This is a genomic window from Streptomyces sp. ICC1 (assembly GCF_003287935.1).
GTDB classification, from domain to species: Bacteria; Actinomycetota; Actinomycetes; order Streptomycetales; family Streptomycetaceae; genus Streptomyces; species Streptomyces tritrimontium.
This window is the reverse complement of record NZ_CP030287.1, coordinates 2220343-2245064: the sequence shown is the minus strand read 5'-3', so window position 1 is coordinate 2245064 and position 24722 is coordinate 2220343. Positions and strand designations below refer to the sequence as shown.

The 24722-nt window shown below is 71.7% G+C and carries 23 protein-coding genes and 2 pseudogenes; 15 read left to right on the top strand and 10 right to left on the bottom strand.

The window, feature by feature from the left end; genetic code table 11:
* Positions 1 to 71: 71 nt before the first annotated feature.
* A complete protein-coding gene (locus tag DRB96_RS10640) occupies positions 72 to 626 on the top strand; it encodes a molybdopterin-dependent oxidoreductase (RefSeq protein ID WP_112448212.1) in 555 nt (184 codons plus the stop codon).
* On the opposite strand, the gene DRB96_RS10635 is transcribed toward DRB96_RS10640, so the two are convergent.
* From DRB96_RS10635 to DRB96_RS10625, 4 genes are all read right to left on the bottom strand, one after another.
* Positions 552 to 1061 carry a hypothetical protein gene (locus DRB96_RS10635; RefSeq protein ID WP_112448211.1) on the bottom strand — a complete coding sequence of 170 codons (510 nt, stop codon included), beginning with the start codon at positions 1059 to 1061 and terminating at the stop codon, positions 552 to 554. The genes DRB96_RS10640 and DRB96_RS10635 overlap by 75 nt on opposite strands.
* A 613-nt stretch (positions 1062 to 1674) precedes the next feature.
* On the bottom strand, positions 1675 to 1809 hold the full coding sequence (locus DRB96_RS45890; RefSeq protein ID WP_275431891.1) for a hypothetical protein: 135 nt from the start codon (positions 1807 to 1809) through the stop codon (positions 1675 to 1677).
* Positions 1810 to 1881: 72 nt separating this feature from the next.
* The gene (locus tag DRB96_RS10630) at positions 1882 to 2208 is read right to left on the bottom strand and encodes a M24 family metallopeptidase (protein WP_162688542.1); all 327 of its coding nucleotides are present in this window, start codon (positions 2206 to 2208) and stop codon (positions 1882 to 1884) included.
* A gap of 439 nt (positions 2209 to 2647) precedes the next feature.
* Entirely contained in the window at positions 2648 to 2851 is a 204-nt protein-coding gene (locus DRB96_RS10625) for a cold-shock protein (protein ID WP_112448209.1), read from the bottom strand.
* Between the two features lie 612 nt (positions 2852 to 3463).
* On the opposite strand from DRB96_RS10625, the gene DRB96_RS10620 reads away from it, so the two are divergent.
* Both DRB96_RS10620 and DRB96_RS10615 read left to right on the top strand, forming a co-directional pair.
* The gene (locus DRB96_RS10620) at positions 3464 to 4261 is read left to right on the top strand and encodes a hypothetical protein (RefSeq protein WP_112448208.1); all 798 of its coding nucleotides are present in this window, start codon (positions 3464 to 3466) and stop codon (positions 4259 to 4261) included.
* Positions 4251 to 5411 carry an XRE family transcriptional regulator gene (locus DRB96_RS10615; RefSeq protein ID WP_112448207.1) on the top strand — a complete coding sequence of 387 codons (1161 nt, stop codon included), beginning with the start codon at positions 4251 to 4253 and terminating at the stop codon, positions 5409 to 5411. Before DRB96_RS10620 ends, DRB96_RS10615 begins: the two co-directional genes overlap by 11 nt.
* Before the next feature lie 56 nt (positions 5412 to 5467).
* Here the strand turns inward: DRB96_RS10615 and DRB96_RS10610 are convergent.
* Positions 5468 to 5590, bottom strand: a pseudogene (locus DRB96_RS10610) (tRNA (adenosine(37)-N6)-threonylcarbamoyltransferase complex transferase subunit TsaD); the annotation flags it as partial.
* Positions 5591 to 6423: 833 nt separating this feature from the next.
* Here DRB96_RS10610 and DRB96_RS10600 point away from each other — a divergent pair.
* The 8 genes and pseudogenes from DRB96_RS10600 (at position 6424) to DRB96_RS42790 (ending at position 12992) form a co-directional block, all read left to right on the top strand.
* The gene (locus DRB96_RS10600; RefSeq protein WP_239516094.1) at positions 6424 to 7194 is read left to right on the top strand and encodes an alkaline phosphatase PhoX; all 771 of its coding nucleotides are present in this window, start codon (positions 6424 to 6426) and stop codon (positions 7192 to 7194) included.
* Complete coding sequence (locus DRB96_RS45885; RefSeq protein ID WP_275431890.1) at positions 7128 to 7487, top strand: phytase; 360 nt, start codon at positions 7128 to 7130, stop codon at positions 7485 to 7487. The genes DRB96_RS10600 and DRB96_RS45885 overlap by 67 nt, the downstream gene beginning before the upstream one ends.
* Positions 7484 to 8113 carry a phytase gene (locus DRB96_RS45880; RefSeq protein ID WP_275432073.1) on the top strand — a complete coding sequence of 210 codons (630 nt, stop codon included), beginning with the start codon at positions 7484 to 7486 and terminating at the stop codon, positions 8111 to 8113. Before DRB96_RS45885 ends, DRB96_RS45880 begins: the two co-directional genes overlap by 4 nt.
* 320 nt (positions 8114 to 8433) lie before the next feature.
* Positions 8434 to 8880 (top strand): hypothetical protein, encoded by a 447-nt coding sequence (locus tag DRB96_RS42795; RefSeq protein ID WP_162688540.1) that lies wholly within the window; start codon positions 8434 to 8436, stop codon positions 8878 to 8880.
* Between the two features lie 704 nt (positions 8881 to 9584).
* Entirely contained in the window at positions 9585 to 10826 is a 1242-nt protein-coding gene (locus DRB96_RS10585) for a cytochrome P450 (RefSeq protein ID WP_112448205.1), read from the top strand.
* Positions 10823 to 12058, top strand: a complete 1236-nt coding sequence (locus DRB96_RS10580) for a cytochrome P450 (RefSeq protein WP_112448204.1) — start codon at positions 10823 to 10825, stop codon at positions 12056 to 12058. Before DRB96_RS10585 ends, DRB96_RS10580 begins: the two co-directional genes overlap by 4 nt.
* A gap of 89 nt (positions 12059 to 12147) precedes the next feature.
* On the top strand, positions 12148 to 12879 hold the full coding sequence (locus tag DRB96_RS10575) for a hypothetical protein (protein WP_112448203.1): 732 nt from the start codon (positions 12148 to 12150) through the stop codon (positions 12877 to 12879).
* A gap of 25 nt (positions 12880 to 12904) precedes the next feature.
* Positions 12905 to 12992 (top strand): annotated as a pseudogene (locus DRB96_RS42790).
* A 362-nt stretch (positions 12993 to 13354) separates the two neighbouring features.
* Here the strand turns inward: DRB96_RS42790 and DRB96_RS10570 are convergent.
* The 3 genes from DRB96_RS10570 to DRB96_RS10560 form a co-directional block, all read right to left on the bottom strand.
* The gene (locus tag DRB96_RS10570) at positions 13355 to 14086 is read right to left on the bottom strand and encodes a zf-HC2 domain-containing protein (protein WP_112448202.1); all 732 of its coding nucleotides are present in this window, start codon (positions 14084 to 14086) and stop codon (positions 13355 to 13357) included.
* Positions 14083 to 14664 carry a sigma-70 family RNA polymerase sigma factor gene (locus DRB96_RS10565; protein ID WP_112448201.1) on the bottom strand — a complete coding sequence of 194 codons (582 nt, stop codon included), beginning with the start codon at positions 14662 to 14664 and terminating at the stop codon, positions 14083 to 14085. The genes DRB96_RS10570 and DRB96_RS10565 overlap by 4 nt, the downstream gene beginning before the upstream one ends.
* A gap of 97 nt (positions 14665 to 14761) precedes the next feature.
* Positions 14762 to 15757 (bottom strand): DUF1996 domain-containing protein, encoded by a 996-nt coding sequence (locus DRB96_RS10560; protein WP_112448200.1) that lies wholly within the window; start codon positions 15755 to 15757, stop codon positions 14762 to 14764.
* A 221-nt stretch (positions 15758 to 15978) separates the two neighbouring features.
* Here DRB96_RS10560 and DRB96_RS10555 point away from each other — a divergent pair, with 221 nt between their 5' ends.
* Positions 15979 to 17307, top strand: a complete 1329-nt coding sequence (locus DRB96_RS10555; RefSeq protein ID WP_112448199.1) for a hypothetical protein — start codon at positions 15979 to 15981, stop codon at positions 17305 to 17307.
* A gap of 13 nt (positions 17308 to 17320) precedes the next feature.
* Here DRB96_RS10555 and DRB96_RS10550 read toward each other — a convergent pair whose 3' ends face one another.
* A complete protein-coding gene (locus tag DRB96_RS10550) occupies positions 17321 to 17596 on the bottom strand; it encodes an antibiotic biosynthesis monooxygenase family protein (RefSeq protein ID WP_239516458.1) in 276 nt (91 codons plus the stop codon).
* 148 nt (positions 17597 to 17744) lie between these two features.
* On the opposite strand from DRB96_RS10550, the gene DRB96_RS10545 reads away from it, so the two are divergent.
* Positions 17745 to 18485 carry a DUF1838 family protein gene (locus tag DRB96_RS10545; RefSeq protein ID WP_112448197.1) on the top strand — a complete coding sequence of 247 codons (741 nt, stop codon included), beginning with the start codon at positions 17745 to 17747 and terminating at the stop codon, positions 18483 to 18485.
* 62 nt (positions 18486 to 18547) lie between these two features.
* On the opposite strand, the gene pip is transcribed toward DRB96_RS10545, so the two are convergent.
* The gene (pip, locus tag DRB96_RS10540) at positions 18548 to 19513 is read right to left on the bottom strand and encodes a prolyl aminopeptidase (protein ID WP_112448196.1); all 966 of its coding nucleotides are present in this window, start codon (positions 19511 to 19513) and stop codon (positions 18548 to 18550) included.
* A gap of 450 nt (positions 19514 to 19963) precedes the next feature.
* Between pip and DRB96_RS10535 the strand changes: the two genes are divergently transcribed.
* On the top strand, positions 19964 to 21721 hold the full coding sequence (locus tag DRB96_RS10535; protein ID WP_204358011.1) for a S8 family serine peptidase: 1758 nt from the start codon (positions 19964 to 19966) through the stop codon (positions 21719 to 21721).
* 224 nt (positions 21722 to 21945) lie between these two features.
* Positions 21946 to 24717 carry a LuxR family transcriptional regulator gene (locus tag DRB96_RS10530; protein ID WP_239517717.1) on the top strand — a complete coding sequence of 924 codons (2772 nt, stop codon included), beginning with the start codon at positions 21946 to 21948 and terminating at the stop codon, positions 24715 to 24717.
* Positions 24718 to 24722: the final 5 nt, after the last annotated feature.

Here is a 24722-nt window from a genome sequence, read left to right as displayed (position 1 = left end):
TGCAGGTTGCATCAAGCACTCAAACTTGCAGATGAGGTTCCGGAACGAACGACCCCGGGCATGACCTACGCATGACCAAACTCATGCTGCACGGAGACCTGGACCACCCGGCGACCCTGAGCGTCGCGGACCTGCGGGACTGGACACAGCACCGGGCCGAGGTCACCTTCGACTGCGCGACGAACGGCCCCCAACACCACGTGTTCGAGGGCCCCTTGCTGCGCGACGTGGTCACGGACGCGGGACCGGCGTTCGACGCCCGGCGGAGAAAGGACCGAAGCCGCTTCCTGCTCGCGATCAGCGGCGGGGACGGACACCACACCGTCCTGTCCTGGGCCGAACTGGACGCCGACTTCGGCGGCGCCCCGGTCCTGCTGGCCACCCGTCTCGACGGGGAGAACCTCGACGAGGCGGGCGCGCAGCTGGTGGTGCCCTCGGACCGGTGCGGGGCGCGCTACGTCAGCGCCGTCACCCACGTGTGGTTCGGCGCACTGTCACCGCCGAGCCTAGCTAGGGCACGCCTCGCGCCAGTCGGCGTCGCGGCGGCGGCTTCAGCAGCCGCCGCAGTTGTAGAAGGTCACGTCCCAGTGGTTGCCCTCGTCCGCGTAGACGTTGCCGGCCCCTGACTTCCACTGCGGGGCGCCATCGCCGCGCACGCCGATGTAGGTGAAGGTGTTCTTGACGTAGTTGCCCAGGCAGGAGGTCTTGCCGAAGTCCAGCTTGTAGCCGTTCCAGTGCGAGTAGGTGCCGCCCGCGTGCCCGACCTCGGTGCCACCGGTGACGTTCAGGCCGCAGCCGCTGGCGCCCTTGAGAGTCTGTGCGCCCTGCGCGGTCGCGAGGTTGAGCTGCTCGAAGGACGTGCAGCTCGGGTTGTTGCGGTTCGAGCAGCCGCCGGACGAGGACCAGGTGATACCGGAGTTGCGGAACATGGAGGTCGCGGTGGCGTGGCTGACCTTGGTGGCCGCACTGGCTTCGGTGGCGCCGCCCAGGACGCCGACTCCGGGGGCGAAGAGCGCGCCGAGGACGACGGCGAGGGCGGTGAGGACGGAGCGGAGTTTCATCGGAAGGGCCTCCTGCTGATGACCGTGACGGTTGGGACGGCGGTGCAGGCGGAACGGAGGTGCCGATCGAGCAAGGGAGATGCTGCCGCAGGTCTACGCGCGTCCGCCAGAGGGCGTCGGGTACTTTCCGGCGACGTCCGGCCGAACTCCCCCTACTTCTCGATGCGGTTGCGGTGGGCGACGGCCAGGAAAGAGGCAGACCCTTTCCCCGACCGGCCGTCGCTCAGGCGTCGGCCGGGCGGCGCGGTTCGCGGCGCATCGACCACAGGTCGGGCCGCCGCCCGGGAGTTGGACTTCTCCCAGCACCCAGTTGGGGCCTGGATGTGGCCGGCGGCGGAGAAGGAAGGCGGCGTAGGCTCAGCGCGCAGCAAGGCGGTCCACGACCCGCCCAAGTGGCTGCCGTCTCCCTCAGGGGCGGCCTCACGTGGCCCGCGGTGCGGGGTCGACCGTGACCAAGCTGCGCTGGGGGCCGGCTATCGCGCAGCTCCTCCACTGCCCGGACCGCAACAACCGAGGTCGCCACACCGCTTGACCATCCGCCGTCACACAGCGGGCTGCGCACCGTACCAGGTGCCCGGCCTCGCACCCTCACCGTCGCGCGATGACGGCGGGGTCAGACCAGGTCAAGGAGCTGCTTGAACGAACCACCGAAGCCGCGGTACTCGTCGACCAGCCGGACCTCCAGAATCCAGTGGGCGTCTGGGCCGACGAAGGAATCAGATTGTAGACCGGAGGAGCCGATGGCCAAGGCCTGACCGCACATGCGGCCGGTCTACCAAGTACCCAGCGCCCAGCTCGACTTGGCGGCCAGGGCCCGCACCTAGGCGTGGAGCTGCCTGCCGGTGATGCCGTCATCCCTGAGGAACGCCTCACGGGCTGCCACGCCCACCCTGGCCAGGTCTTCGACGAGCTGATGCCTGCCCGGGTCGTCACCGAGGACGACGGTACGAGCGAAATCCGTCTCGTGCCCGGCGAGGAGCGGACCGAGATCCACCACGACGATGTCGTCCTCGCCGATCACGCGGTCCGGCGGTTCCTGGCTGGACGAAAGCACGGTGTGTGGCCCGGAGCGGACCATCGCCATCCGCTGCACTTCCACCAGCCGCAGGGACCGCAGACGCATGTCCATCCGGTCGGGTGCCACCATCACGCCGTACCTCTTCCTGCCGATCTGCCAGCGAAGGCGCACGACCACGTGCGACTGGAACCCTCACCCGCATCGGCCGACGAGGCGGAACCGACCTGCAGCGCGCTGGGACGGCGAAGAGCCATCAGCAGTCCACACCCTCGCTCCCCGAAGGGCAGTGGTCGTCCCACCAGTTCCCGCCCCCGGAACGAGACCCCGACCTGGCGATACCTATGAACCGCCACCTGTGGCGTGCCTCTCGCACTCGCTGATGTACCCCGCAGTGTTACGTGACTGCGCGGCGATGGACGTCGGCCGTCCCCCGCCAGAGGCTCCCGTCCAGCGACCGGAACCGACTCATGGGTGCATTACAAGAGCCCGGCCCGCAAAACCGGGCCGGCCGGGCTTTCATCCGGCAACGCCACTGACACAGCAGCACGCCGTTAGGACAAGGGAAGGCTCAGGCGGGGGTGATGTTCTCCGCCTGGGGGCCCTTCTGGCCCTGAGTAACGTCGAAGTTCACCTTCTGACCTTCCTGAAGTTCACGGAAGCCGGAGCTGGCGATGTTCGAGTAGTGGGCGAAGACGTCCGGGCCGCCGCCCTCCTGCTCGATGAAGCCGAAGCCCTTTTCCGAGTTGAACCACTTCACGGTTCCGCTGGCCATGTGTCCTCCAAGGGACTCGAAATCGGTCCCGCACCGTACGGGAGCCGGAGGTGATCGCCCTGGTCCTCAGAGACTGTGAACAGCAAAGTCGCCCGTGAACGTGCGCTCACGGGCGACCGGTACTTCGGAACCATGACAGCTGGCGCTGACGCTACACGGACGGTCCTGTTCGCACCACGAGATCAGCCCGCGCCGTGAACCCAGCCGCTCTCGACGTGCCGCCTCCGCCGGGCGGCGGCCCACACGCCGCAGCCCTGGGGGCCTGCCCGCCAGGCAGCCGCTGACGGAGGCACCGCCCCGCCCGGGCGGGGCGGGAGAAGGATGGGAGGAGCGCCGACACGGGCGAGTGAGGGGCTGGAGCACCGGGTCCGAGTCCCGCCTCAGTGGGTGAAGGAGGTCCGGTCATGGTCGCGTCCGAGGCGTTCCGGGCCCAGCCCGGCCCAGCGAGAGTGGTTCCCTCCGAGCAAGGCGGTCTCCTGAGCGTTCTGAGCGTGGCCGCGGTGGTCCTGGACACCGCAGGGGCGGATCACGTTGTGCAAAATAGTGGAGACAAACTAAAGTAGCGAGCGTGTTCTTGTGCTTCATTCGGAAGTGCTTCATCGGGAAGGACCGGTGAACGTGAACCACGCACAACCTCCTTGGACTGTAGACCTGTTCGGCAAGGACCGGGTCGACCTCGTACGCGACCGTCTCGGCCAAGCGCTCGTCGACATGCAGGAGAACGCTCGCGCCGCTCAACACGAGGGCGATGTCGAGAGCAACCACCCCTACGGCTGGACCCGTTGGCCCGGTTCGTACCGCCAGGTGGCCCGTCAGTTCGAGGACGTCGAAGGGGCGACAGTCTTCAAGCCGAACGGCTTCCCCTTCAACCTCGTCCACCTCGAGCGTGGGCTGCTCTACCCGTTCCGCTTCGCGACCGAGGACATCAGCGTCCACCAGGCGAAACTGCCCTCCGTTGGCCCGTTCGTCCGCGAGCTGTTCACCTTCGCCCCCGAGCCCCGCCAGGCCGCGCTCTTCGACGACGCGGATCTCGGCCACGGCCCTGTCGAGGTGCGACCCAAACTGGCGGCCCTCCCCGAAGGCACCCGTCTGGTGCTGGTCCCGTACGCCTGTAACCCCCATGGCCTGCTCAAGCCGTACTGGGGCGTGGCCTCCCTCCTCGACGATCAGGGCAGTCTCGACTGGGTCGTCGCACCCGAACCCCTGCCCCTGCCTGCGACGCCGACCCGGCGTAGGCTCAGCGCTGTTCCACAGCAGGTCGCGGCGCCGGAGCACGTCAGCTTCGACGCGGGCGACCAGCCCGTGCCGATCCTGTTCGCGCGGCCGGACGTGGAGGAAAAGCGGGATGTTCCGCCCATGACCGAGCCGGACCCGATCGAACCACTTGCCCACGAGGACGATGAAGACTGACCAGCCCCTGCTGCCCGGCATTGCAGAGCGCGGTGTGAGTCCGCGCGCCGTCTACGACGCCTTCGACCCGGTACGCCTGACTCAGGCCAGGCGCCTCGCGGGAATGACGAAGAAGGACGTGGCAGAGCACCTCGGCGTGACGCCCGCGGCAGTGGGTCAGTACGAGACGGGCGTGGCCAAGCCCCGCCCGGATCTCCTCCCGCGGCTCGCCGCCGCGCTCGACGTGCCGCTGCCCTTCTTCATCGCCGGCCGGCCCAGCAACCGGCTCGATGCCTCCATGGCGTACTTCCGGGCCTTGCGGAGCACGCCCAAGGCGCAGCGTGAACGCGCCCTCGCGTTCGCCGAGCAGGTGTGGGAGCTGACGTACGCACTGGAGAAGAGGGTCCAGCTCCCGCCCGTCGACCTCCCGGGCTTCGCAGGCGGGGAGGTCCACCCCGGGATCGATCTGCCTCGCGATCCGGCAGCGGCCGCGCGCGAGTTGCGGAAGCGCTGGAACCTCGGAGACGGACCGGTGACCCATTTGGTCAGCCGCATGGAAGCCCACGGCATCGTGGTGGTCCTGCCGGCCGCGGACGAGGCGGCTCGCACCGTCGACGCCTTCTCCTCCCGCTCGGCCCGTCCGGTGGCGATCCTCACGCACAACCGCACCGACGACGTGTACCGCCACCGCTTCACCGCAGCACACGAGCTGGGTCACCTCGTCCTGCACAGTGACGCCACGGGCGACAGCAGGCAAGAACGCGAGGCCGATGCCTTCGCCGCGGAATTCCTGACCCCGGCGGCCGGCATCGCACCGCTACTCCCTCGGCGCCTCGACCTGACTCAGCTCACCGAGATCCGCCGGGTCTGGGGGGTCAGCGTCGACTCGCTCATCTACCGCTGCCGCGAGCTGGGCATGATCTCCGACGCCACCGCGAGCCGCGGGTATCAGCGGCTGCGCGCGCTCGACGGCCAGCCCGGCTTCACCGCGGAGCCGGTCGATGGCTTCCCCGGTGAACAGCCCGCTCTGCTGACACAGGCATACGAACTCGCTGAACGCGAGAAGGGCCTCACCATCCCTCGCCTGGCCGATGAGTTGGGGTGGCACCCCGCCCATGTCCGCCGGCTCCTGGGCTCACCCGACAGCAGGCCGGTTCTGCGCATCGTTTGACACCCACCAGTCGGAGACACCTCTGAATCCACCGCGCGGCCAGGCGGCAGCAGGCCTCGCGCCGCCCTGTCGATCGCCGGTCCGCCCGGATAGGGCAGGCCGAAAACCCGCGCGACCGTGTCGAAGCACTCCCCGGCCGCATCGTCCACGGTGTCCCCGAGGTGCAGGATCGGATCGCGTGCTTACGCTTCGCAAGACAGGGCCCGCCCACAACAGCCAACTGCATCGGCGAACCTGCACCTGACCCGCCGCGAGGCCCCCGTGAGATCCGCTCGCCGGCATGCGAAGAACCGAAGGCGTGGGACGACCAATTCTCCCCTACGCCGCCCGAAATTCAATCGCACACGGGCTCCTCGGCACCCCGGGCATGTTCACCGACTACACAATTCCAGTCCGGAAGATGTGCGGCCTGAAGCCGGTGCCATCCAGGTATTCCGCTCCCGAACTGATCGGACCGCTTGTCTAAGTCAGCACGAACCAGCACGGGGGCTCGCCATCAACGCTTGCCACGCTAACGCATGGCGCCCCCTGATCCACCAGTCACCTCAGATCACCCCGGAAATTGGAGGTCAATTCTTACTACGCCGAAGCACCTCGGCCACAGCGGCACGCCCGGCTCGTGCACGCAGGTCATAGAGAGTGTTCGGAGAGGGAAGGTCAGAGCGCGGGTCACATACAGGCCGGCTTGGTCGCCCAACGCGAAAATGGGTGCCTCTCGCAGCAGGGTCACAACCTGATGCGAGAGGCCCTTCGCGACCGGTTCAAGGATCGCCACGCACTCCACGTGGTGGGTCACAAGAATCAGATCCAGCGAGAACAGGTGGAAGATAACCGCAGGTCAGGGCCTTGCAGAGGTGGCCTCGCGACATAAGCGACGTGCATTGTGGGCGCTATGTGCGTAGACGTGACGCCGGTCTGCTGCTCGGGACCGGCCTGGAGAGCGGTCGGGTGGGGCCTTCCCCTGACACCGCCAGGGCGAAGCAGGTGGCCGCAACGGAGAGCACAGCGAGGAGTGCGACGCGGTGCCACCGGCAAGGCCGGCCCGGACGAGGGCAACCCCTGCAAGGGCAACAAGCACGGCCACATCCTGGAGCTCGACGAGCACCGCTCTGACGCCGCCGCCAAGACCTTCCGCGGGCGCCTGATGCTGGTCTGTGGCAGCCCCGCCGGCCCCTCGGCGTACTTCGCGGGCTACGACAAGTCCCAGGTCAGCGCCATCTCCGGCCCGGACACCATTGCCTTCGACGAGCACGGCAACCTGTGGCTCGCCACCGACGGCGGTGCCCTCGGCTCCAACGACGGCCTCTTCGCCGTCCCGGTCAAGGGCCCGGAGCGGGGTCACGTCAAGCAGTTCCTCACCGTCCCCAAGGCCGCCGAGACCGGCGGCCCGATCGTCACGGGCGACCGCATCCTCATCACCGCCCAGCACCCCGGCGAGGCCGACGGCTCCACCACCGAGAACCTCGCCTCCCACTGGCCCGACGGCCCGGGCGGCATCCCGCGCCCGTCAGTCGCCACCGTGTGGAAGAACCGGCACCGAATCCTCGCCAGGCCGCGTTCACGCGGCCCGGGCGGTCGGCCGCAGCCGGTTCAACTCCCGTTCACACCACGCTCGCAACACTTCCCTACCCTCCCCCTGTCCAGCATTCGCAATGGAAGGGAAACCCGGTGTCCTTCGCCGTTTCTGTCCGTACGGCCGCCCTTCCCGCTGTCGCGTTGGCTGCCCTGGCCATACCGGCCGCGCCCGCGCACGCGGCCTCCGTCTCCGTCACCGCGAGCGTAGAGACCGCGCCGGTCTCGCACAGTGGGGACGCCGCCGACGACCCGGCGAGCTGGGTCCACCCGACCGACCCCGCCAAGTCCGTGGTCGTCGCCACGGACAAGAAGGGCGCACTGGAGGTCTACGACCTGTCCGGCACCAGGATCCAGCGGATCGCCGGCGACTACGGCAACAACGTCGACCTGCGCGGCAACATCGTCGTCTCCGCGGACGACGAGGCCGCCGGCGGCAACGGCGCCATGCACATCTACCGCATCGACCCGGCGACCCGGCGACCCGGCAGCTCAAGCGCCTGAAGGACGTACCCACCGAGGTCACCGCCCACGGCATCTGCCTCTATACCTCCCCGGCCTCCGGGAAGCTGTACGCCTTCCCCAACTCCACCTCAGGCCGCGTCGAGCAGTGGGAGCTGGCCGTGAACGGCGACTCCGTGACCGCGACCTCTGTACGCCTGTGGGACGCGGGATCCGCCGTCGAGGGCTGCTACGCCGACGAGACCACCGGCAAGCTCTACCTCGGCGAGGAGGACGTCGGCGTCTGGGTGTACGGCGCCGAACCCACCGCCGGCACCTTGCGCACCAAGCTCGACTCGACCGGGGCCGGCGGCCACATCACCGCCGACGCGGAGGGCATCGCCGCCGCCGGCAACCGCATCTACGTCTCCTCCCAGGGCAGCGACGACTTCACCGTCTACGACCGCACCACCCGCGCCTACGTCGGCCGCTTCTCCGTCGCCAACGGCACCGCGGCCGACGACTGCGAGGACACCGACGGCATCGACGCAACCGCCGCCAACCTCGGCCCGGCCTTCCCCCAGGGCGTCTTCATCTGCCAGGACGGCTCCAACGGCACCCCGGGCAGCAGCGGTAACCAGAACTTCAAGTTCGTCCCGCTCCAGCGCATCACCGCGCACTTCGCCTGAGCACCGATGATCCGCCGGCCCGGGCAGCGTACGCGCGGCTCGGGCCCCTGCCATGTTCTCAATGGCCGTTGGCCCCAATCGCACGCGCCAGGCCATCCGACCCAGGCATGCCCATCACCCAGACTTCTGCCCTCTCACGGAACGCACGGATCGAAGTCGGCTCCGAGAGGGTAGCCGGCCCCTTCGCGGTAGCTATTCGGCCGGAATCCTGCCCCTCTTCGGCCGGTTCGCGTCACGCCTCACCCTCGCACGCCTTCGCTGACTCGCCCCACTCAGAGGGCAGTTGCAGTCGGGGCTGCGGAATCGGCTACGATCACGGCATGATTACGGCGCGGTCACCCATCGGTGTTCTGCGGACCCAGGTGTCCACTGGTCCGCTGCGCGCCCTTTGGCTGACCCTGCTGATGCTCGGCCTGGTGTACTCACACGGCGTCAGCGCCGAGAATTCTCCGCACCACTCCACCGGCCCGTCCATGGCAGTATCGAATTCCAGCCATGCACCTGCCGATACCGTCGAGATTTCGCAGGCTGCGGTCCAGTCCCCTGCAGTGGTGAATGAAGTCGCCGCAGAATCGTCGGAACATCCGGCCGAGCAGTGCATGCCTGGACAGTCACAACAGGGTGCTGCCGCGCAGATTGCCTGTTCGGATGTTCTCGGTGATGGCATGTGCTGCGGTCAGGTCTCGCACCAGTCCCCTGCGACCGGCAACCGGGCGAACTCTCCGTCCTCGGCGGCCTCAAGAGGGCCGGCGGTCCTGCGGATCTAGGTCTTGGGTCTCTCCTCAAGCTGGTCGACACCCCGTTGAACTCTGTGGCTGAAATCAGCCGCCATCTTCGGTGCGTCCGGTGGAATCGGACCCCCCGCACCCATACGGTTCATAAATCTGAACGGGACTGTCGACGGCACCTCCCCGACCTGATCGATCTCTGTCTGCTTCCTTCTTCGGAGTTAACGAGAAGGGGCACCGCACGGAGGAACTGTGCCGTTCCACCCTCTCAAGATTCTCTGCGCTGCAAATGGTCGAATGCGGAGCGCGCTGGCCGTCTGCATTCTCACCGCGGTGACGATCACTTCCATTATCTGCGTGGTCCATCCTCAGGCAGCCGGACACTCTCACAGCGAGACGCTCGCGCCACCCCACCACCGGACCGCCGAATTCACAGGCGAAGCACCCCAGGTGCCCCACTCTGCTGAACTCTGCGTTCCGGCCGGGCGCTCCCTGACTGAGGGGCAGCAACCAGCGCCCGCTCAATCCCCGGCCGCCGCTATCCCCATCGCGGCCAGCGTCGCCATTGACCTACCGCCGGCCCAGCACCGGCCGGTTCTCAGACGTTTGGCAGCCAATGCGGGGCGCTTCACGCTCATATTGATCAGAAACTCAAAGGGTTCTCGTTCAGGACGTAGCGGACGTGCGGGCCGCCGAAGTAGCCGCGGACGATGTGTGGTTGACGCTGGCGTCTGTGGAAGAATCTGCGGGTTTCGGCGGCGAGTCCCGAGCACCAGCCCGTCTACCTCGGCGGCCCCCGGTTCCAGACCGACCCCGTCGAGCTGTACCGGGAGATGCGCCGCGACCACGGCGCCGTCGCCCCGGTCGTCCTCGACGGCGACGTCCCGGCCTGGCTGGTCCTCGGCTACCGCGAACTGCACCAGGTCACCAGCGACCCGGTGCTCTTCTCCCGGGACTCCGACCTGTGGAACCAGTGGGACCGCATCCCCGCCGACTGGCCGCTGCTCCCCATGATCGGCCGCAAGCAGCCCTCGATCCTCTACACCGTCGGCGAACGCCACCGGGAACGCGCCGCCGTCATCTCCGAAGCCCTCGAATCCGTCGACCCCTTCGAACTCAAGGGCCACGCCGAGCGGTTCGCCGACGAACTGATCGACCACCTGTGCGGCAGGGGCTCCTGCGACATCGTCGGCGAGTACGCCATGCTGCTGCCGCTGCGCGTCCTCGCCCGCATCTACGGCTTCTCCGACGCCCAGGGCCCCGGCCTCGTCACCGCCATGAACGACATGATCAACGGGCGGGCGGGCGCCCTGGAGGGCCAGCGCCACCTCGCCGAGTCGATGTTCGGGCTGCTCGCCGCCAAACTGGCCGAGCCCGGCCCCGACGTGGCCTCCCGGATGCTCGCCAACCAGGCCGGCTTCACCGTCGAGGAGGTCGCCCAGGACCTCATGGTGATGATGGCCGCCGGCCACCAGCCCACCGCCGACTGGATCGGCAACTCCCTGCGCCTCATGCTCACCGACGACCGCTTCGCCGCCTCCCTCGCGGGCGGCCGGCACAGCGTCGGCGAGGCCATGAACGAGGTGCTGTGGGAGGACACCCCCACCCAGAACGTGGCCGGCCGCTGGACCTCCCGCGACACCAACCTCGGCGGACAGCGCATCGGCCGCGGCGACCTCGTCCTGCTCGGGATCGGCGCCGCCAACGGCGACCCCCACGTGCGCACCGACGCCGGCGCCCTCACCGGCGGCAACAACGCCTTCTTCTCCTTCGGGCACGGCGAACACCGCTGCCCCTTCCCCGCCCAGGAGGTCGCCGAGGTCATCGCGCGCACCGGCATCGAGGTGCTCCTCGACCGGCTGCCCGACGTCGACCTCGCCGTGCCCGCCGCAGACCTGGCCCGCCGCCCCTCGCCCTGGCTGCGCGGCCTCACCGCCCTTCCCGTGACCTACACGCCGACCCCCGCCCTTGGAGCCACCCGATGACGTGCCCGATCGACCACACCGGCCCCGCGGCCATCACCCTCGACCCCTTCGTCGCGGACCTCGCCGCCGAGAGCGCCGCCCTGCGCGCCGCCGGCCCGCTGGTCCAGGTGGTCCTGCCCGGCGACGTCACCGTGTACGCCGTCACGCGCCACGCCGAGGCCCGCAAGCTGCTCACCGACCCGCGCGTCGTCAAGGACATCGACGTCTGGGGCGCCTGGCAGCGCGGCGAGATCCCGCTGGACTGGCCGCTGATCGGCCTCGCCAACCCCGGCCGCTCGATGCTGACCGTGGACGGCGAGGACCACCGCCGGCTGCGCACCCTGGTCGCGCAGGCCCTGACCGTACGCCGGGTGGAGAAGCTGCGCGCCGGCATCGAGGCGCTGACCACGGGCATGCTGGACAAGCTCGCCGCGCTGCCGGCCGGCGAGACGGTGGACCTCAAGGCGCAGTTCGCGTACCCGCTTCCGATGAACGTCATCAGCGACCTGATGGGCGTCGACGCCGAGGAACACCCGCGCCTGAAGGCCCTGTTCGAGAAGTTCTTCTCGACGCAGACGCTGCCCGAGGAAGTCCCGCAGATGATGGCGGACCTCGGCGCGCTGTTCTCGCGCATCGTCGAGTCCAAGCGCGAGAACCCGGGCGACGACCTCACCAGCGCCCTCATCGAGGCCTCGGAGGACGGTGACCACCTCACCACGGAGGAGATCACCAACACCCTCCAGCTGATCGTCGCCGCCGGCCACGAGACCACCATCAGCCTGATCGTCAACGCGGTCGTCGCCCTGGAGAGCCACCCCGAGCAGCGCGCCCTCGTGCTGAAGGGCGACGTCTCCTGGGAGAACGTCATCGAGGAGACCCTGCGCTGGTCCAGCCCCACCTCGCACGTCCTGATCCGCTTCGCCACCGAGGACGTGGAGGTCGGCGATTGGATCCTGCCCAAGGGCGAGGGCCTGATCGTCTCCTTCGGCGCCCTCGGCCGCGACGAGGCCCAGTTCGGCGAGACGGCGGGCGAGTTCGACGTCACCCGCACCCCGAACCGCCACATCTCCTTCGGCCACGGCCCCCACGTCTGCCCCGGCGCGGCCCTGTCCCGCCTGGAGGCCCTGGTCGCCCTCCCGGCGCTGTACGCCCGCTTCCCGGACCTCGCCCTGGCCGTGTCCCCCCAGGACCTGCGCAACAAGCCGATCCTCACCCAGAACGACCTCTTCGACCTCCCGGTCCGCCTGTCCTGACCCCGACGCCCGCGCCCCCTCGGCCCGAGGGGGCGCGGGCGCCCGTTAAATCGGATGTGCGTGCGGCGCGCGGTTGTTAGGTTCGGGGTGTGCCGAAGCTGAATCAGATCATCGCAGTCGAAAAGGGCGTCAAGTCCAAGGCCCTCCAGGAGCTCACCCAGGCTCACCAGGACGTGCAGAAGCCCGCCCTGCTGGCCGGCATCTCCCGGACCTACCAGCCCAAGGACGAGGAGGGCGAGCAGCTGCCGCCCGAGTCCACGCGGGTGCAGGTCAAGGCCGAGGACGCCCTGCGGGCGACCGCCGGGACCCTGACGCGGCTCTTCGACGTGACCGCGACGAAGGACTGGGCGAACCGGACCGCGGTCGCCGACGTGGTGGTCGACGGCACGGTCCTGCTGCCCCAAGTACCCGTCCCGTACCTGCTGTTCCTCGAGAAGCAGCTCACCGACCTGCACACCTTCGTGCGCAAGCTCCCGGTGCTCGACGCCTCCGAGTCGTGGAACCTGGACCCCTCGACGGACTCCTGGAAGACGGAGCCCGTGCGGACCATCCGCACGAAGAAGGTTCCGCGCAACCACGTGAAGGCCGAGGCCACGGAGAAGCACCCGGCGCAGGTCGAGGTGTACTACGAGGACGTGCCGGTCGGCTACTGGACCACGGTGAAGTTCTCCGGCGCGCTGCCCGCCCGCCGCGTCAACGAGCTCCTCGACCGCGTCGAGAAGCTCCAGCAGGCCGTCAAGTTCGCCCGCGAGGAGGCGAACAACACCGAGGTCACCGATCAGCGGATCGGAGACGCGGTCTTCGGCTACCTCTTCAGGTAGCCCCCACATTCGCCCCCCGTCGCGAGCGGGGGGTGCGCGATGAGCGCAAGCTGAAACTGATGTTGAAGCTGATCCAGGGGTGTCAGGTGGGGGTTCGAATCCCTCCCCCCGCACACGTGCGGGGGTGGCCCAAGTCCGGTAGAGGCGGCCCCGTCAAACTCAGATTCTCGCTCCAGTCTCAGTATTCGCCGCCGAACACCGGATCGACCGAGCGCGGGCGAACATTGGCGGATGGGGGTTCAAGTCCCCTCGGCGGCTCTCTCGTGCCGCTGTAGTTCAATGGCAGAACACGTCGATCTCAAAATGATCCGCGGCTCTTAAACGCCGCCGGTGTGCGCAAATGGGTGGCAAGCTGGAGCCCGGGAGCTGGACATGCTCCCGGGCTCCGTCACGTTCCCGCACCGAGGGCCGAGGGCCGAGAGCCCAGGGCCCAGGGCCCAGGGCCGCACGGGCCACCGCACGGCCCCCGGCCCCGTTACGCGGCCACCGGGACCGACACGAACGTCTTGCCCGACTCGTTCTCGACCAGGACCGCCCGGACGTCCGCCGGGTCCACGGCCGCCGAACCGTCCAGCGCCGCGCCCTTGCCCTCGCCGTGCTCCGCGGAGCCGACCACCCAGCTGCCGGCCGTGGTGCGCGTACCGTCCCGGGAGACCACCACCAGGCGGCACCGCTCGCCCGCCCGCACTCCCGTCACCGCCGCGTGCACCCGTACCCACTTCGCGGCGGGCGTCACCTGTACGGTCATCCGCGCGCCCGTGCCCGCGTCCGTCGCGGAGGCCACCTTGGTCCCGCCCACCGGCGGCGACGGCTGCGCCGAGACCGTGGGCGTCGGAACCGGAGGCAGCGCGATGGGTCCGCCGTCCGCACCGCCCACCTGGGTCCCGGCCCAGAACACGGCGGCCAGCGAGGCCGCGGCGGCCACCCCGGCGAGCACCGTCCGGCGCCGGCGGGCCCCGGCGACCTCCTGCCGCATCTGCCGCAGGGTGCGCTGGAGCAGCAGGTCCCCGCCCTGCGGCGGGCCTTCGAGGAACGCCTCCGCCGGCACCTCGCCCAGCGCCGCCTCCATCTCGCGCAACGCGGTCACCTCCTGCCGGCACTGCACGCAGCCCTCCACGTGTTCCTCGACCCGGCGGACGTCCGCGTCGTCCAGGACGCCGAGAACGTACGGGCCGAGCAGTTCCTCCTCGTGCCGCTGCCGGTTCATGCCACCACCTCCTGAAGTCCGCCGGGCCGCCGGGGCGCCCCGCCCGTTCGTCTGTCGTCCCCGAAGGCCTCTCGGAGCGCCTTGAGCGCGTAGTGCGAGCGCGATTTGACCGTGCCGGCCGGGATGCCGAGGGTGTCCGCGGCCTCGGCGACGCTGCGCTGGCGGTAGTACAACTCCGTCAGCACGTCCCGGTGTTCCGGGGACAGCCGGTCGAGGGCCCCCAGTACCGCCATCGTGTCGACCACGGCGTCGGCATGGTCCGCCTCCACCGGCGGATGGGCCGGCGAGCCGGATACCTCCGGCGGCCGCGCGGCCTTGGCCCGGTACCGGTCGGTGATGATGTTGCGGGCCACCGTGAGCAGCCAGCCGCGCACCGAACCCTTCCCGTTGACGAGGACTTCCGAGTGGCGCCAGGCCCTGATGAGGGTCTCCTGGACCACGTCCTCGGCCGCGGCCCGGTCCCCGGTCAGCCGCGTGGCGTAGGCGAGCAGGGCGTGGCCGTGCTCCTCGTACACCGACTTGATCAGTGCTTCGTCGGCTCCGCCCCGCCGAGCGCGGGGCCACAGTGGTCCGGCCATCTCACCCTCTCCGTCTTCCTCGCTTGTGTGGTGCTGTCACAACACGCCACACGGGGGTGCCGGGTTCACGTGACCTGCGTCACGGGGTCCCGGCCGGTCAGGTACGGCAGGTGCGGCCCTGGTTGAGGCAGTCCACGACGTCCGCCATCCGCTGCCCGGTCATCGCGTTCACGAACATCGCGTGGTCCGTCCTGGGACTGTGCCGCTGCTCGGGAAAGGAGTCGAGCGCGATCGGCGCCCCCGGTGGCACGTCGTAGGCGAGCGAGATCCGCAGCTCGGGCACCGGGAAGGTGCCCTGCGGACAGACCCCGTTCGCGGCCGGGAAGAGCAGGTGGGACCGGTGCCCGGGGCTGGTGGTGTCCAGACCGTTCCAGCAGCTGGGGAAGGCCAGCGTGCGGGTGAGGCGCTCGCCCGCCGGACAGCGGGGGTAGCGGGTGGTGGACCGGTCGGGAGAGCCCGAACAGCCCCAGCGGGCCCGCACGTCCGCGTCGGTGCCCGCGGTGAGGGCCACCGCGTCGCCGGTCATCGCGTTCAGGAACCGAGGCATCGCCACCACCTTGCTCACCGGGCTGCCGATGAACTCCACGTTCACGGAGGCCTCCGGCAGGATCCGGCCCGCGTTGCCGTGGCCCGCCGAGCCCTCGTGCGCTCCGCTGCCCGGCCGGTCGGTGCGGCGCAGCACCGGCCAGTAGTACGTGGAACGGTCGCCGCCCGCGCAGCTGGTGGCGGCCGCGTCCAGGGAGGCTTCGGTGGAGAAGGCGTCCGTGGACAGGTTCCCGACGTAGGCGTGGGTGTGGTGGGCGCCGGAGCGCAGTCCCGGCGAGACCACCAGGTTGTCCTCGTTGTAGTGGCCCTCGGCATTGCGGCCGCAGTCCACGGACACCCGGCCCGTGGAGGCGTCGGGTCCGCTCGGCCGGGGCGCGGCGGGACCCGGCGGGACCTCGGACAGGTCCACGAAGTCGCCGGGCGGGGGGCCCGCGCCCGCCGCCGGGCGCGGGGCGCCCACCCGCGCGGCCCCCAGCACGGCAGCGGTCAGCCCGCCGCCCAGCACCAGGCATATCAGCAGCGTGAGCAGTCGGCGATCGATCCCCATGCGGGCCACGGTTGCCGCCCGCCACCGCCCGCGTCAACCTGGCGTCCACAGGTCGGTCGCCGCCCGGGGCGGGAGCGGCCGCGGCGGTGGCCGGAACGCGTTGAAGCTGTTGCACGCACCCCACCCCACGGCCCGGCCCCGCAACCTTTGTCCCCGCGAGGCGGTTCACAGGCCAAAGCAACCTTCTCGAGCGACCCGCATCGCAAGGAAGGACCACCGCCGTGCCCTCTTCCAACCACCTCCTGCACCGCGTGATCAGGGAAACAGGCTGGACCTACGAGGCCCTGGCCCGAAGGCTCAACGCGAGCGCGCAGGCGGCCGGCCTCACCACCGGCTACGACCGGACCTCGGTCGCCCACTGGCTGCGCGGCAGCACGCCGCGCGACCCCGTGCCCGGGCTGCTCTGCGAGATCCTCGCGGGCCGGCTGAACCGGCCGGTCGGCCCGGCCGACATCGGGATGGACCGGGCCGGCCACGACCCGGCCCCCGGCCGCCTGCCCCGGGCGGCGGACCTGCTCGCCACCGTCCCCGGCCTGCACCCCCACCGCCGGCCCCGGGGCGGGGCGGGCGAACCAGGGGCAGGCCAACCCGGGGCAGGCCAACCCGGGGTAGGCGAACCCCACCGCGTCCCCGAGCAGCGCGAACGCGGTGAACGCGGCGAAGGCGGCAAGCACGAGCGCGGCGCGGCCGCCGCCGACGCGGAGGGCGGCCAGGTCCCCGCCCTCTCCCACACCGAGCTCCGCAGGGCCGCCGAGAGCTTCTTCACCGGCCAGATCGACGCCCTCGGCGGGGACGCCACCGCGCCAGTACTCCTCGCGTACCTGCAGAGCACCTTCCGCACGGCGCTCACCACCCGGGGCGACGGCTCCCTGTCCGCGCTGGAGATCGGCCACGCGGCGCGCACGGTCCTGCTCCTGGCCCGCAGTTACGCCGACCAGTGCTCCTTCGACGCGTCGCGCCGGACCCTGAGCCGGGCCGCCTCCCTCGCGGAGCTGGCCGGGGAGCCCTCCACGCAGGCCATCGCCCTGCGCATGCTCAGCCAGGACGCCCTCGACCAGAACCAGTCGGCCGTCGCGCTCTCGTACGTGACCCGGGCACTGGAGGTCGCCCCGTGCGCGCCCGCCGCCGTACGGGCCTTCGTGGCGGCCCAGGCGGCCCACGTGCACGCCGCACTCGGTCACCGGGAGCAGGCCCTGGTCTGGCTCGAGACCGCCGACCGGCTGCAGGGCGGCGCCGTGGGCGACACGGACCCCTTCCACACCTACCGTCCGGCCGCCCTGTACTTCAAACGGGCCGTCGTCCTCGGCCTGCTCGGCGACCACCGCGCGGCCCACGAGGCGCTGGACGCCTCGCTGGCCGCCCGCCCCGCGCAGCAGGAACGCGCGATCATGCTCACGCACGTGGAACGGGCCCGCCTGTACCGGCTCGGCGGCCACGAACGGGAGGCCGCGGCCGAGCTGCGCCGGGCCGAGGCCCTCAACCGGGGGGTGCACTCCCCGCGCGCCACCCGCGAGATCGAACTCCTGGGCCAGGGCACCCCGCCGCGCTGAACGGGGCGTCCGCTCAGGCCAGCGGTTCGGCGTCGAGCTCGACCACCTGCGCGGGCCCGGCCCGGAACGCGGGGGCGGCCGCGTCGGCCTCGACCATGTGCGCGGTGGCGTCGTGCGCGGCGAGCGCCGCCTTCGACGCCCACTCCTCCAGGAGCACGAACCGGTCCGGATCGCCGCTCACCCGGTGCATGTCGTAGCGCAGGCATCCGTCTTCGGCCCGCACCACCGGCGCGAGGCGCTCGTACGCCGCGGCCTGCTCCCGTCCGCGGCCCGGGAGCGTGGTGATCATGATCATGATCATGAGTCGAACCGTCGATGGCATGCGCTGAGACTAGATCGACGACTCCGGGCGGCGGAAAGGATTTTCCGGTGCGGCCCTCCCCGCATGGCCGGTCCGGTCCTTGCCCGCGGCGGGCGGACCGCGCAGAGTACCCGGTATGACTCCGGAAGATCTCCTCCAGGCCCTCGCCCGAACCCGCGCCTCCCTCGACGGCGCCGAGGTCACCTTCTGGTGGACGGGCGACGTCTACTCCTGGGCCCCGGGCGAGCCCTACCGGAGGCTGTTCGGCTTCGAGGGCGTCAACGTGGCCCGCCTGGTCGGGGATGAAGCGCCGGGCACCTACCAACTCCTCACCCGCGAAGCCGCCTTCTACCTCGACCCGCAGACCCGCGAGATCCTGGAGACCTGGCAGGACGAGCCGGTGGTCCACGTCTGGAACGACCCCGCGAACCAGCGGTGGCGGCCCTTCCCGGTGCCCATGACCGAGCTGGGCGACCAGGTGTGCTTCAGCCTGGAGATCCCGCTGGCCTATCCCTCGCCGCTGCCGGTCGCGCAGTACCCCGAGAACTCGGCCGACGACACCTACCGGGCCCTGGAGCTCTTTCAGTTCTTCGCACCGGCCTCGGTCCTGACCACCGACGCGCCCAGCGTCGCGTCCACCATGTCCTGGACCCGGACGTCCCCCTGGCTGCCCTGGATGGCGCAGGGGCAGCGCCCCGGCGGGCTCACCTTCCACTGCCGGGGCCGCAAGCTGGCCTCGTACGCCGAGGTCCCGGACCGCACGCGCGCCTACATCGAGGCCCACCACCCGGAGTTCGCCCACGCCCCGGAGAAGTGGACCGAGCCGAACGAGACGAGCTGGACGTACTTCCGGCGGCTGCACCCGCCGAAGGCCTGACCGGCCCGGGGCCGCCGACCGGGCCTCGGGTTCCGGCCGCGCCTACCGCTTCCCGGCCGCGCCTACCGCTTCCCGGCCGCGAACCGGTCCAGGGCGCGGAGCACGTGGTCGCGCGTCGTCGCGCCGCCCAGGTGGCCCGCCTCCTCGACCACCGTGAGCTCCGAGCCGGGCCAGGCGCGGTGGAGTTCCCACGCCGTGTCGAGCGGCCCGCCCATGTCGAGCCGCCCGTGGATCAGGACGCCCGGGATGCCGGCCAGCCGGTGCGCCCCGCGCAGCAGCTCGCCCTCCTCCAGCCACGCGCCGTGGGAGAAGTAGTGCGAGCAGATGCGGACCAGGGCGATCCGGGCGGCCGGCGGCCGGCCGGCGTACGGCCGGGAGGCGCCCTTCGTCTCGCCGGAGAGCACCGCGTCCTCCCAGGCGCACCAGTCGGCCGTGGCCCGCGCGCGCACCTCCTCGTCGGGGTGCTCCACGAGGCGGGCGTAGGCCGCCACGACGTCCCCGTCGCGCGGGATGCCGCCGGCCCCCGCGAGGAATCGCTCCCACTGCTCGGGGAAGTACCGGCCGACACCCCGGTAGAGCCACTCGATCTCCGAGCGCCGGGTCGTGGTGACGCTCGGGATGACGATCTCGGACACCCGCTCCGGATGGCGCTGCGCGTAGGCCAGGATCAGCGTGGAGCCCCACGAGCCGCCGTACAGCAGCCAGCGCCCCACGCCGAGGTGCTCGCGCAGCCGCTCCATGTCGGCGATCAGGTGCGCCGTGGTGTTGTGCCGCATGCCGGTCGCGGGATCGCTCGCGTGCGGGGTGCTGCGGCCGCAGCCGCGCTGGTCGAACAGGACGACCCGGTAGCGCTCCGGGTCGAAGAACCGGCGCGCCTGCGGGCCGCATCCGGATCCCGGACCGCCGTGGACGACGAGCGCGGGCTTCCCGTCGGGATTGCCGCAGGCCTCCCAGTGCACGAGGTTGCCGTCGCCGACGTCGAGCATTCCCTCGTCGTACGGCTCGATCGGCGGGTACATCTCGCCCATGTCCGGACCTTCCCACTCCCTGACCCCAACGGTCCCGCCCACACTACGGCGCAGGCCACGGGAGGCGCGGGCGGTCGGCGGCGAGGGGCCCCGGGGGAGCGGCAGGGGCCGGACAAGGGTTTTCCCCGTATCGCGTTCATCCCGCCGTTGCCTACTGTCTGCCCACCGGCGATCCTCCCCGTCCGAACAGCCCCCGCGCCCACCCCACATGGCGTGAAGCTATAGGGTCGGCTCTTCGCCGGTGCCACCGTTGCCCAGCCCCGACGTCGTGGCGGGCAACACAGTGGTGAGCAGCGGTGGCCGGGCGGGCTCGACCAGCCCGTCCCGGCCCCGCGGCCGCCGGTTCACCTCCCACACAGCACCAACCGGCCGCCTCGGCCCGCCCCGCGACGGCCCGCGAAAGGGAACACCGTGCACGCATCCAGACGCAGGCTCATATCCGTGGTGGCGATGTCCGTCACCCTGCTCGCCGGCTCGGCCACCACCTCGGTGGCGCTGGCCGCCGCGGATCCCGCCCCGGCCGCAGCCGCCGCCACCGTGACCGCACCGGTGGAGAACCTCATCGTCGGGTACAAGGCTTCCGCCGCCGAGGCCAGTTCCAACACCGCGGCCGCCACCGACGCCGCCGCCAAGGGCAAGAAGGCCTCGAAGAAGGCGAAGTTCGAGCGCCGCCTCGGTACCGGCGCCGCCCTCGTCAACCTCGGCGGTGCGACCGCCCCGGCCGACGCGGCCGCCGTCATGGCGCAGTTCCGCGCCGACCCCGACGTCGCCTACGTCGAGCCGGACTCCCGTGCGTACGCCCTGGCCGTCGCCCCCAACGACACCGAGTACGCCAAGCAGTGGGACCTCTTCGAGTCCACCGCCGGCATGAACGTCCAGACCGCCTGGGACAAGGCCACCGGCTCCGGCGTCACCGTGGCCGTGATCGACACCGGTTACGTCGCCCACACCGACGTGGCTCCGAACATCGTCTCGGGCTACGACTTCATCTCCAGCTCCAGCGCCGCCCGCGACGGCGGCGGCCGCGACGCCAACCCGGCCGACGAGGGCGACTGGAGCGCGGCCGGCGAGTGCGGCACCGGCTCCCTGGCCAGCGGCTCCTCCTGGCACGGCACCCACGTGGCCGGCACCATCGCGGCCGCCACCAACAACTCCAAGGGCGTCGCGGGCATCGCGTACAACGCGAAGATCCAGCCCGTGCGCGTCCTCGGCAAGTGCGGCGGCGCCACCTCGGACATCGTCGACGCCATCACCTGGGCCTCCGGCGGCTCCGTCCCGGGCGTCCCGGCGAACGCCACCCCCGCCAAGGTCATCAACATGTCCCTCGGTGGCTCGGGCGCCTGCACCAGCAGCTACCAGAACGCCATCAACGCGGCCGTCGGCCGCGGCACGACCGTCGTCGTGGCGGCGGGCAACAGCAACGCCGACGCCGCCGGCTTCACCCCGGCCAGCTGCGCCAACGTGATCAACGTGGCCTCCAGCAACCGCGCCGGAAGCCGCTCGTACTACTCCAACTACGGCTCGATCATCGACATCGCCGCCCCGGGCGGTGAGACCCGCCGCGCCACCGACACGCCCGGCACCGTCACCACCCCCGAGAACGCGATCCTCTCCACCCTGAACACCGGCACCACCACCCCCGGCGCCGAGAGCTACAAGCCCTACCAGGGCACCAGCATGGCCGCCCCGCACATCGCGGGCCTCGCCGCGCTCCTCGTCTCCGCCAAGTCCTCGCTGACCCCGGCGCAGATCGAGTCGGCGATCAAGGCGAACGCCCGTCCGCTGGCCGGCACCTGCACCGGCGGCTGCGGCGCCGGTCTCGCCGACGCGGCCGCGACCGTCACGGCCGTGACCTCCACGCCCCCCACTCCGGGCTTCGAGAACGGCACGGACTTCGCCATCGGCGACAACACCACCGTGGAGAGCCCGATCACCGTCAGCGGGGTCGCGGGCAACGCCCCGGCCGCCCTCAAGGTCGGCGTGACCATCGCCCACACCTACATCGGTGACCTCAAGGTCGACCTGGTCGCCCCCGACGGCACCGTCTACACGGTCCACAACCGCGCCGGCGGCGGCACCGACAACATCAACCAGACCTACACCGTCAACGCCTCCTCCGAGGTGGCGAACGGCACCTGGAAGCTGCGCGTCAACGACAACGCCGGCGGCGACACCGGCAAGATCGACTCCTGGAGCCTCGGCTTCTGAGCCGTGACCCCGCGACGCCCCAACGCGTACTGACGGGGCGATAGTACGGACCAACAAAGCCCGTCGGACCTGCTGATACACCGCGTATCGGCAGGTCCGACGGGTTTTCCTGCCGCGTGACTGATTTCTGCGTCACAATCCGGGCCCGCCGGGCATCCGACCTCGTATTGTCGCGTCTCACAGGAAGGGCACAGGACGGCGAACCGAGAGGCTGGTGGCTGTGCGTGGTGGCGGCTACGGGGAACGCTGACACGACCGTCGGACACGGAGAACTGATCAAGGCGGTGGACCGCGCGCTGACCACGCACGGACGCGCCCTGCTCACCGGACCCGCCGGCGCGGGCAAGTCCGAGGTGCTGCGCGCCCTCACCGAAGCCGCCTCGCTGCGCCACGAGACCGTGCTGCACCTCGCCCCCGAGGCCACCGACCGCTGGATACCCGAAGCCTCCGCCGCCGCCCTGCTGGCCTCCGTCCCCGCCCTCGCGCTGGAACGGCTCTCCGGACCCCAGCGCACCGCCATCGCCCTCCTGCGCCGAGAGACCGACGCGCCCCGCGCCGGCCGCGACCACGTCGCCCTGCGGCTCGCCGTCGTCGAGGTGCTGCGCACCCTCGCCGCCCGCGGCCCCGTCCTCCTCGCGCTCGACAACGCCCAGTGGCTCGACGCCGAGAGCACCGACCTGCTGCGGTTCGCGCTGCGCCTGACCCCGCCGCACGTACGGGTCCTGGTCGCCGAATGCGTCCAGGGCGGGGCCCCGCTCGCCGGACCCCTCTGCGGACCGGACACCCCGCAGGTACGGGTGCCCCCGCTCGGCACCGACGAGATCGCCGAACTGCTCGTGCGCCGCGGCCTCCCGGCCCGCCTCGCCGGCCGCATCCACCAGGCCAGCGGAGGCAACCCGCGCCTGGCCCTCGCACTCGGCCACTCCCTCGCCGAAGCCGCCGGGGCCCGGGACGGCAGCGCCCACCACGCCGACCCGCTGCCCGTCTCCGGCCAGGCCCGCGAGGTGGCCCGCCGGCTCCTCGGGGTCCTGCCCGCCCAGGCCCGCCGCACCCTGCTCCTCGCCGCCCTCGCCGCGCGCCCCACCACCGCGCTGCTGCGCCGGGCCGGCCGCCCGGGCGCGGAGGCCGAACTCGCCCTGGCCGAACGCGCGGCTCTGGTCACCGTGGAAGAGGACGGCGCGGTCCGCTTCACGGCCGGCGCCCTGCCGACCGCGCTCGCCGCCGACGCCGGCTGGCCCGAGCGCGCCGCCGGCCACGCCGCGCTGGCCGACGCCGTGGACGACCCCGTCCAGGCCGTACGCCACCGGGCGCTGGCCGTGGACACCCCCGACCAGTGGCTCGCCGCCGAGATCACCGAAGCCGCCGCCTCCTGCCGGCGCCGCGGCCAGCGCGCGCTCGCCGCCGAGCTCGGCCTCCTCGCCGCCGAGCGCACCCCCTCCCACCTGCCCGGAGAGGAGCTCGCCCGGCTGGTCGCCGCCGCCGAGGACGCCGGGTGGGCCGGCCGCGCCGACCTGGCCCGGCGCGCCAGCCGCGCCGTGCTCGCCCGCGACGCCTCGCCCGGGGACCGGGTCCGCGCCCGCCTCGCCGTCATCGACGCGGCGGGCCAGGACCTCGCCGCCCTCGACGAGACCTTCGCCCACGCCACGGCCGACGCCGAGGGCGATCCCGCGCTCCAGGCGGCCGTCCGGCTGCGGCTCGCCTGGAAGCACAACCTCAGCGACGGCGACCCCGTCCGCTCCCGGGACACCGCCGCCCGGGCCGGCGTCCTGGCCCGCAGCGGGGGCGACCAGGTCGCCGAAGCGATGGCCCTGACCGTGCGGGCCCGGATGGGCCGCATCCTCGGGGACCCGGACGCCGAGGAGATCCTCGCCGAAGCGCTCGCCCTGCCCGCCCCCGAAGTGCCGCTCGGCATGCGCAACGCCCCGCAGTACCTCGCCGTGCGCCACGCCCTCTTCGACGACCGGCTCGCCGACGCCCGGCGCCAGCTGCTCGTCCTGCTGCCCGCCGTCCGGCGCACCGGCTCCGCCGAGGACGTCTTCGAGGTGCTGCGCAGCCTCACCGAGGTGGAACTGCGCGGGGGCAGGTGCGCGGCCGCCACCGCGCACGCCCGCGACGGCCTGGAACTGACCGTGGAGGCGGGCCTCTCGCCCGGACCCGCCTGGTACCTCGCCGCGCTCGCGGAGGCGATGGGCGGCGGCTTCCCGCGCGCCGCCGGATACGCCCGGCGGGGCATCCAGGCATCCGAGGAGGAGCACGACCAGGTCTTCCTCTCCCGCGGCCTGTACGTGCTCGGCCTCGTCGAACTGGCCACGGGCGAGGCCGCGAAGGCCGTGGCCACCCTGCGCCGCGTCGCCGAACTGGAGGCGGCCCAGCAGGTGGTGGACCCCTCGGTCCTGCGCTGGCACGGGGAGCTCGCCGAGGCCCTGGTCGCCGCCGACGCCCCCGACGAGGCCGCCGACCTGCAGGCCCGGGTCCGTACGACGGCCCTCTCGCTCGGCCGCACCAGCGTGATCGCCGCCCTGGACCGGGCCCGCGGCCTGTGCCTGTCCGCGCACGGCGACGCCGAGGCGGCGGTGGCCCTGCTGGAGGACACCACCGAGCGCTTCGCGCTCCTCGGGCTCCCGCTGGAGCGGGCCCGCACCCTGCTCGCGCTCGCCCGCGTGGAACGCCGCCGCCGCCGACGCGCACCCGCCCGCGCCGCGCTCCAGGCCGCGGCCGAGGCCTTCGCGGCGGCCGGCGCCACTCCCTGGAGCGAGCTCGCGCGCGAGCCCTCCGCCGGCGAGGGCGGCGGCCCCGACGGCGCGCGCGCCCTGGCCGCGCTGACGGAGGCGGAGACCCGCCTCGCGCTGCTCGTGGCCGAGGGCGCCAGCAACCAGGAGGCCGCCGCGAAGCTCTTCGTCCGTGTGAAGACGGTGGAGGCCCGCCTGACCCGGATCTACCAGAAGCTGGACGTCCGCTCCAGGGCCCAGCTGGCCACCACACTGCGTACGCGCTGAGGTCC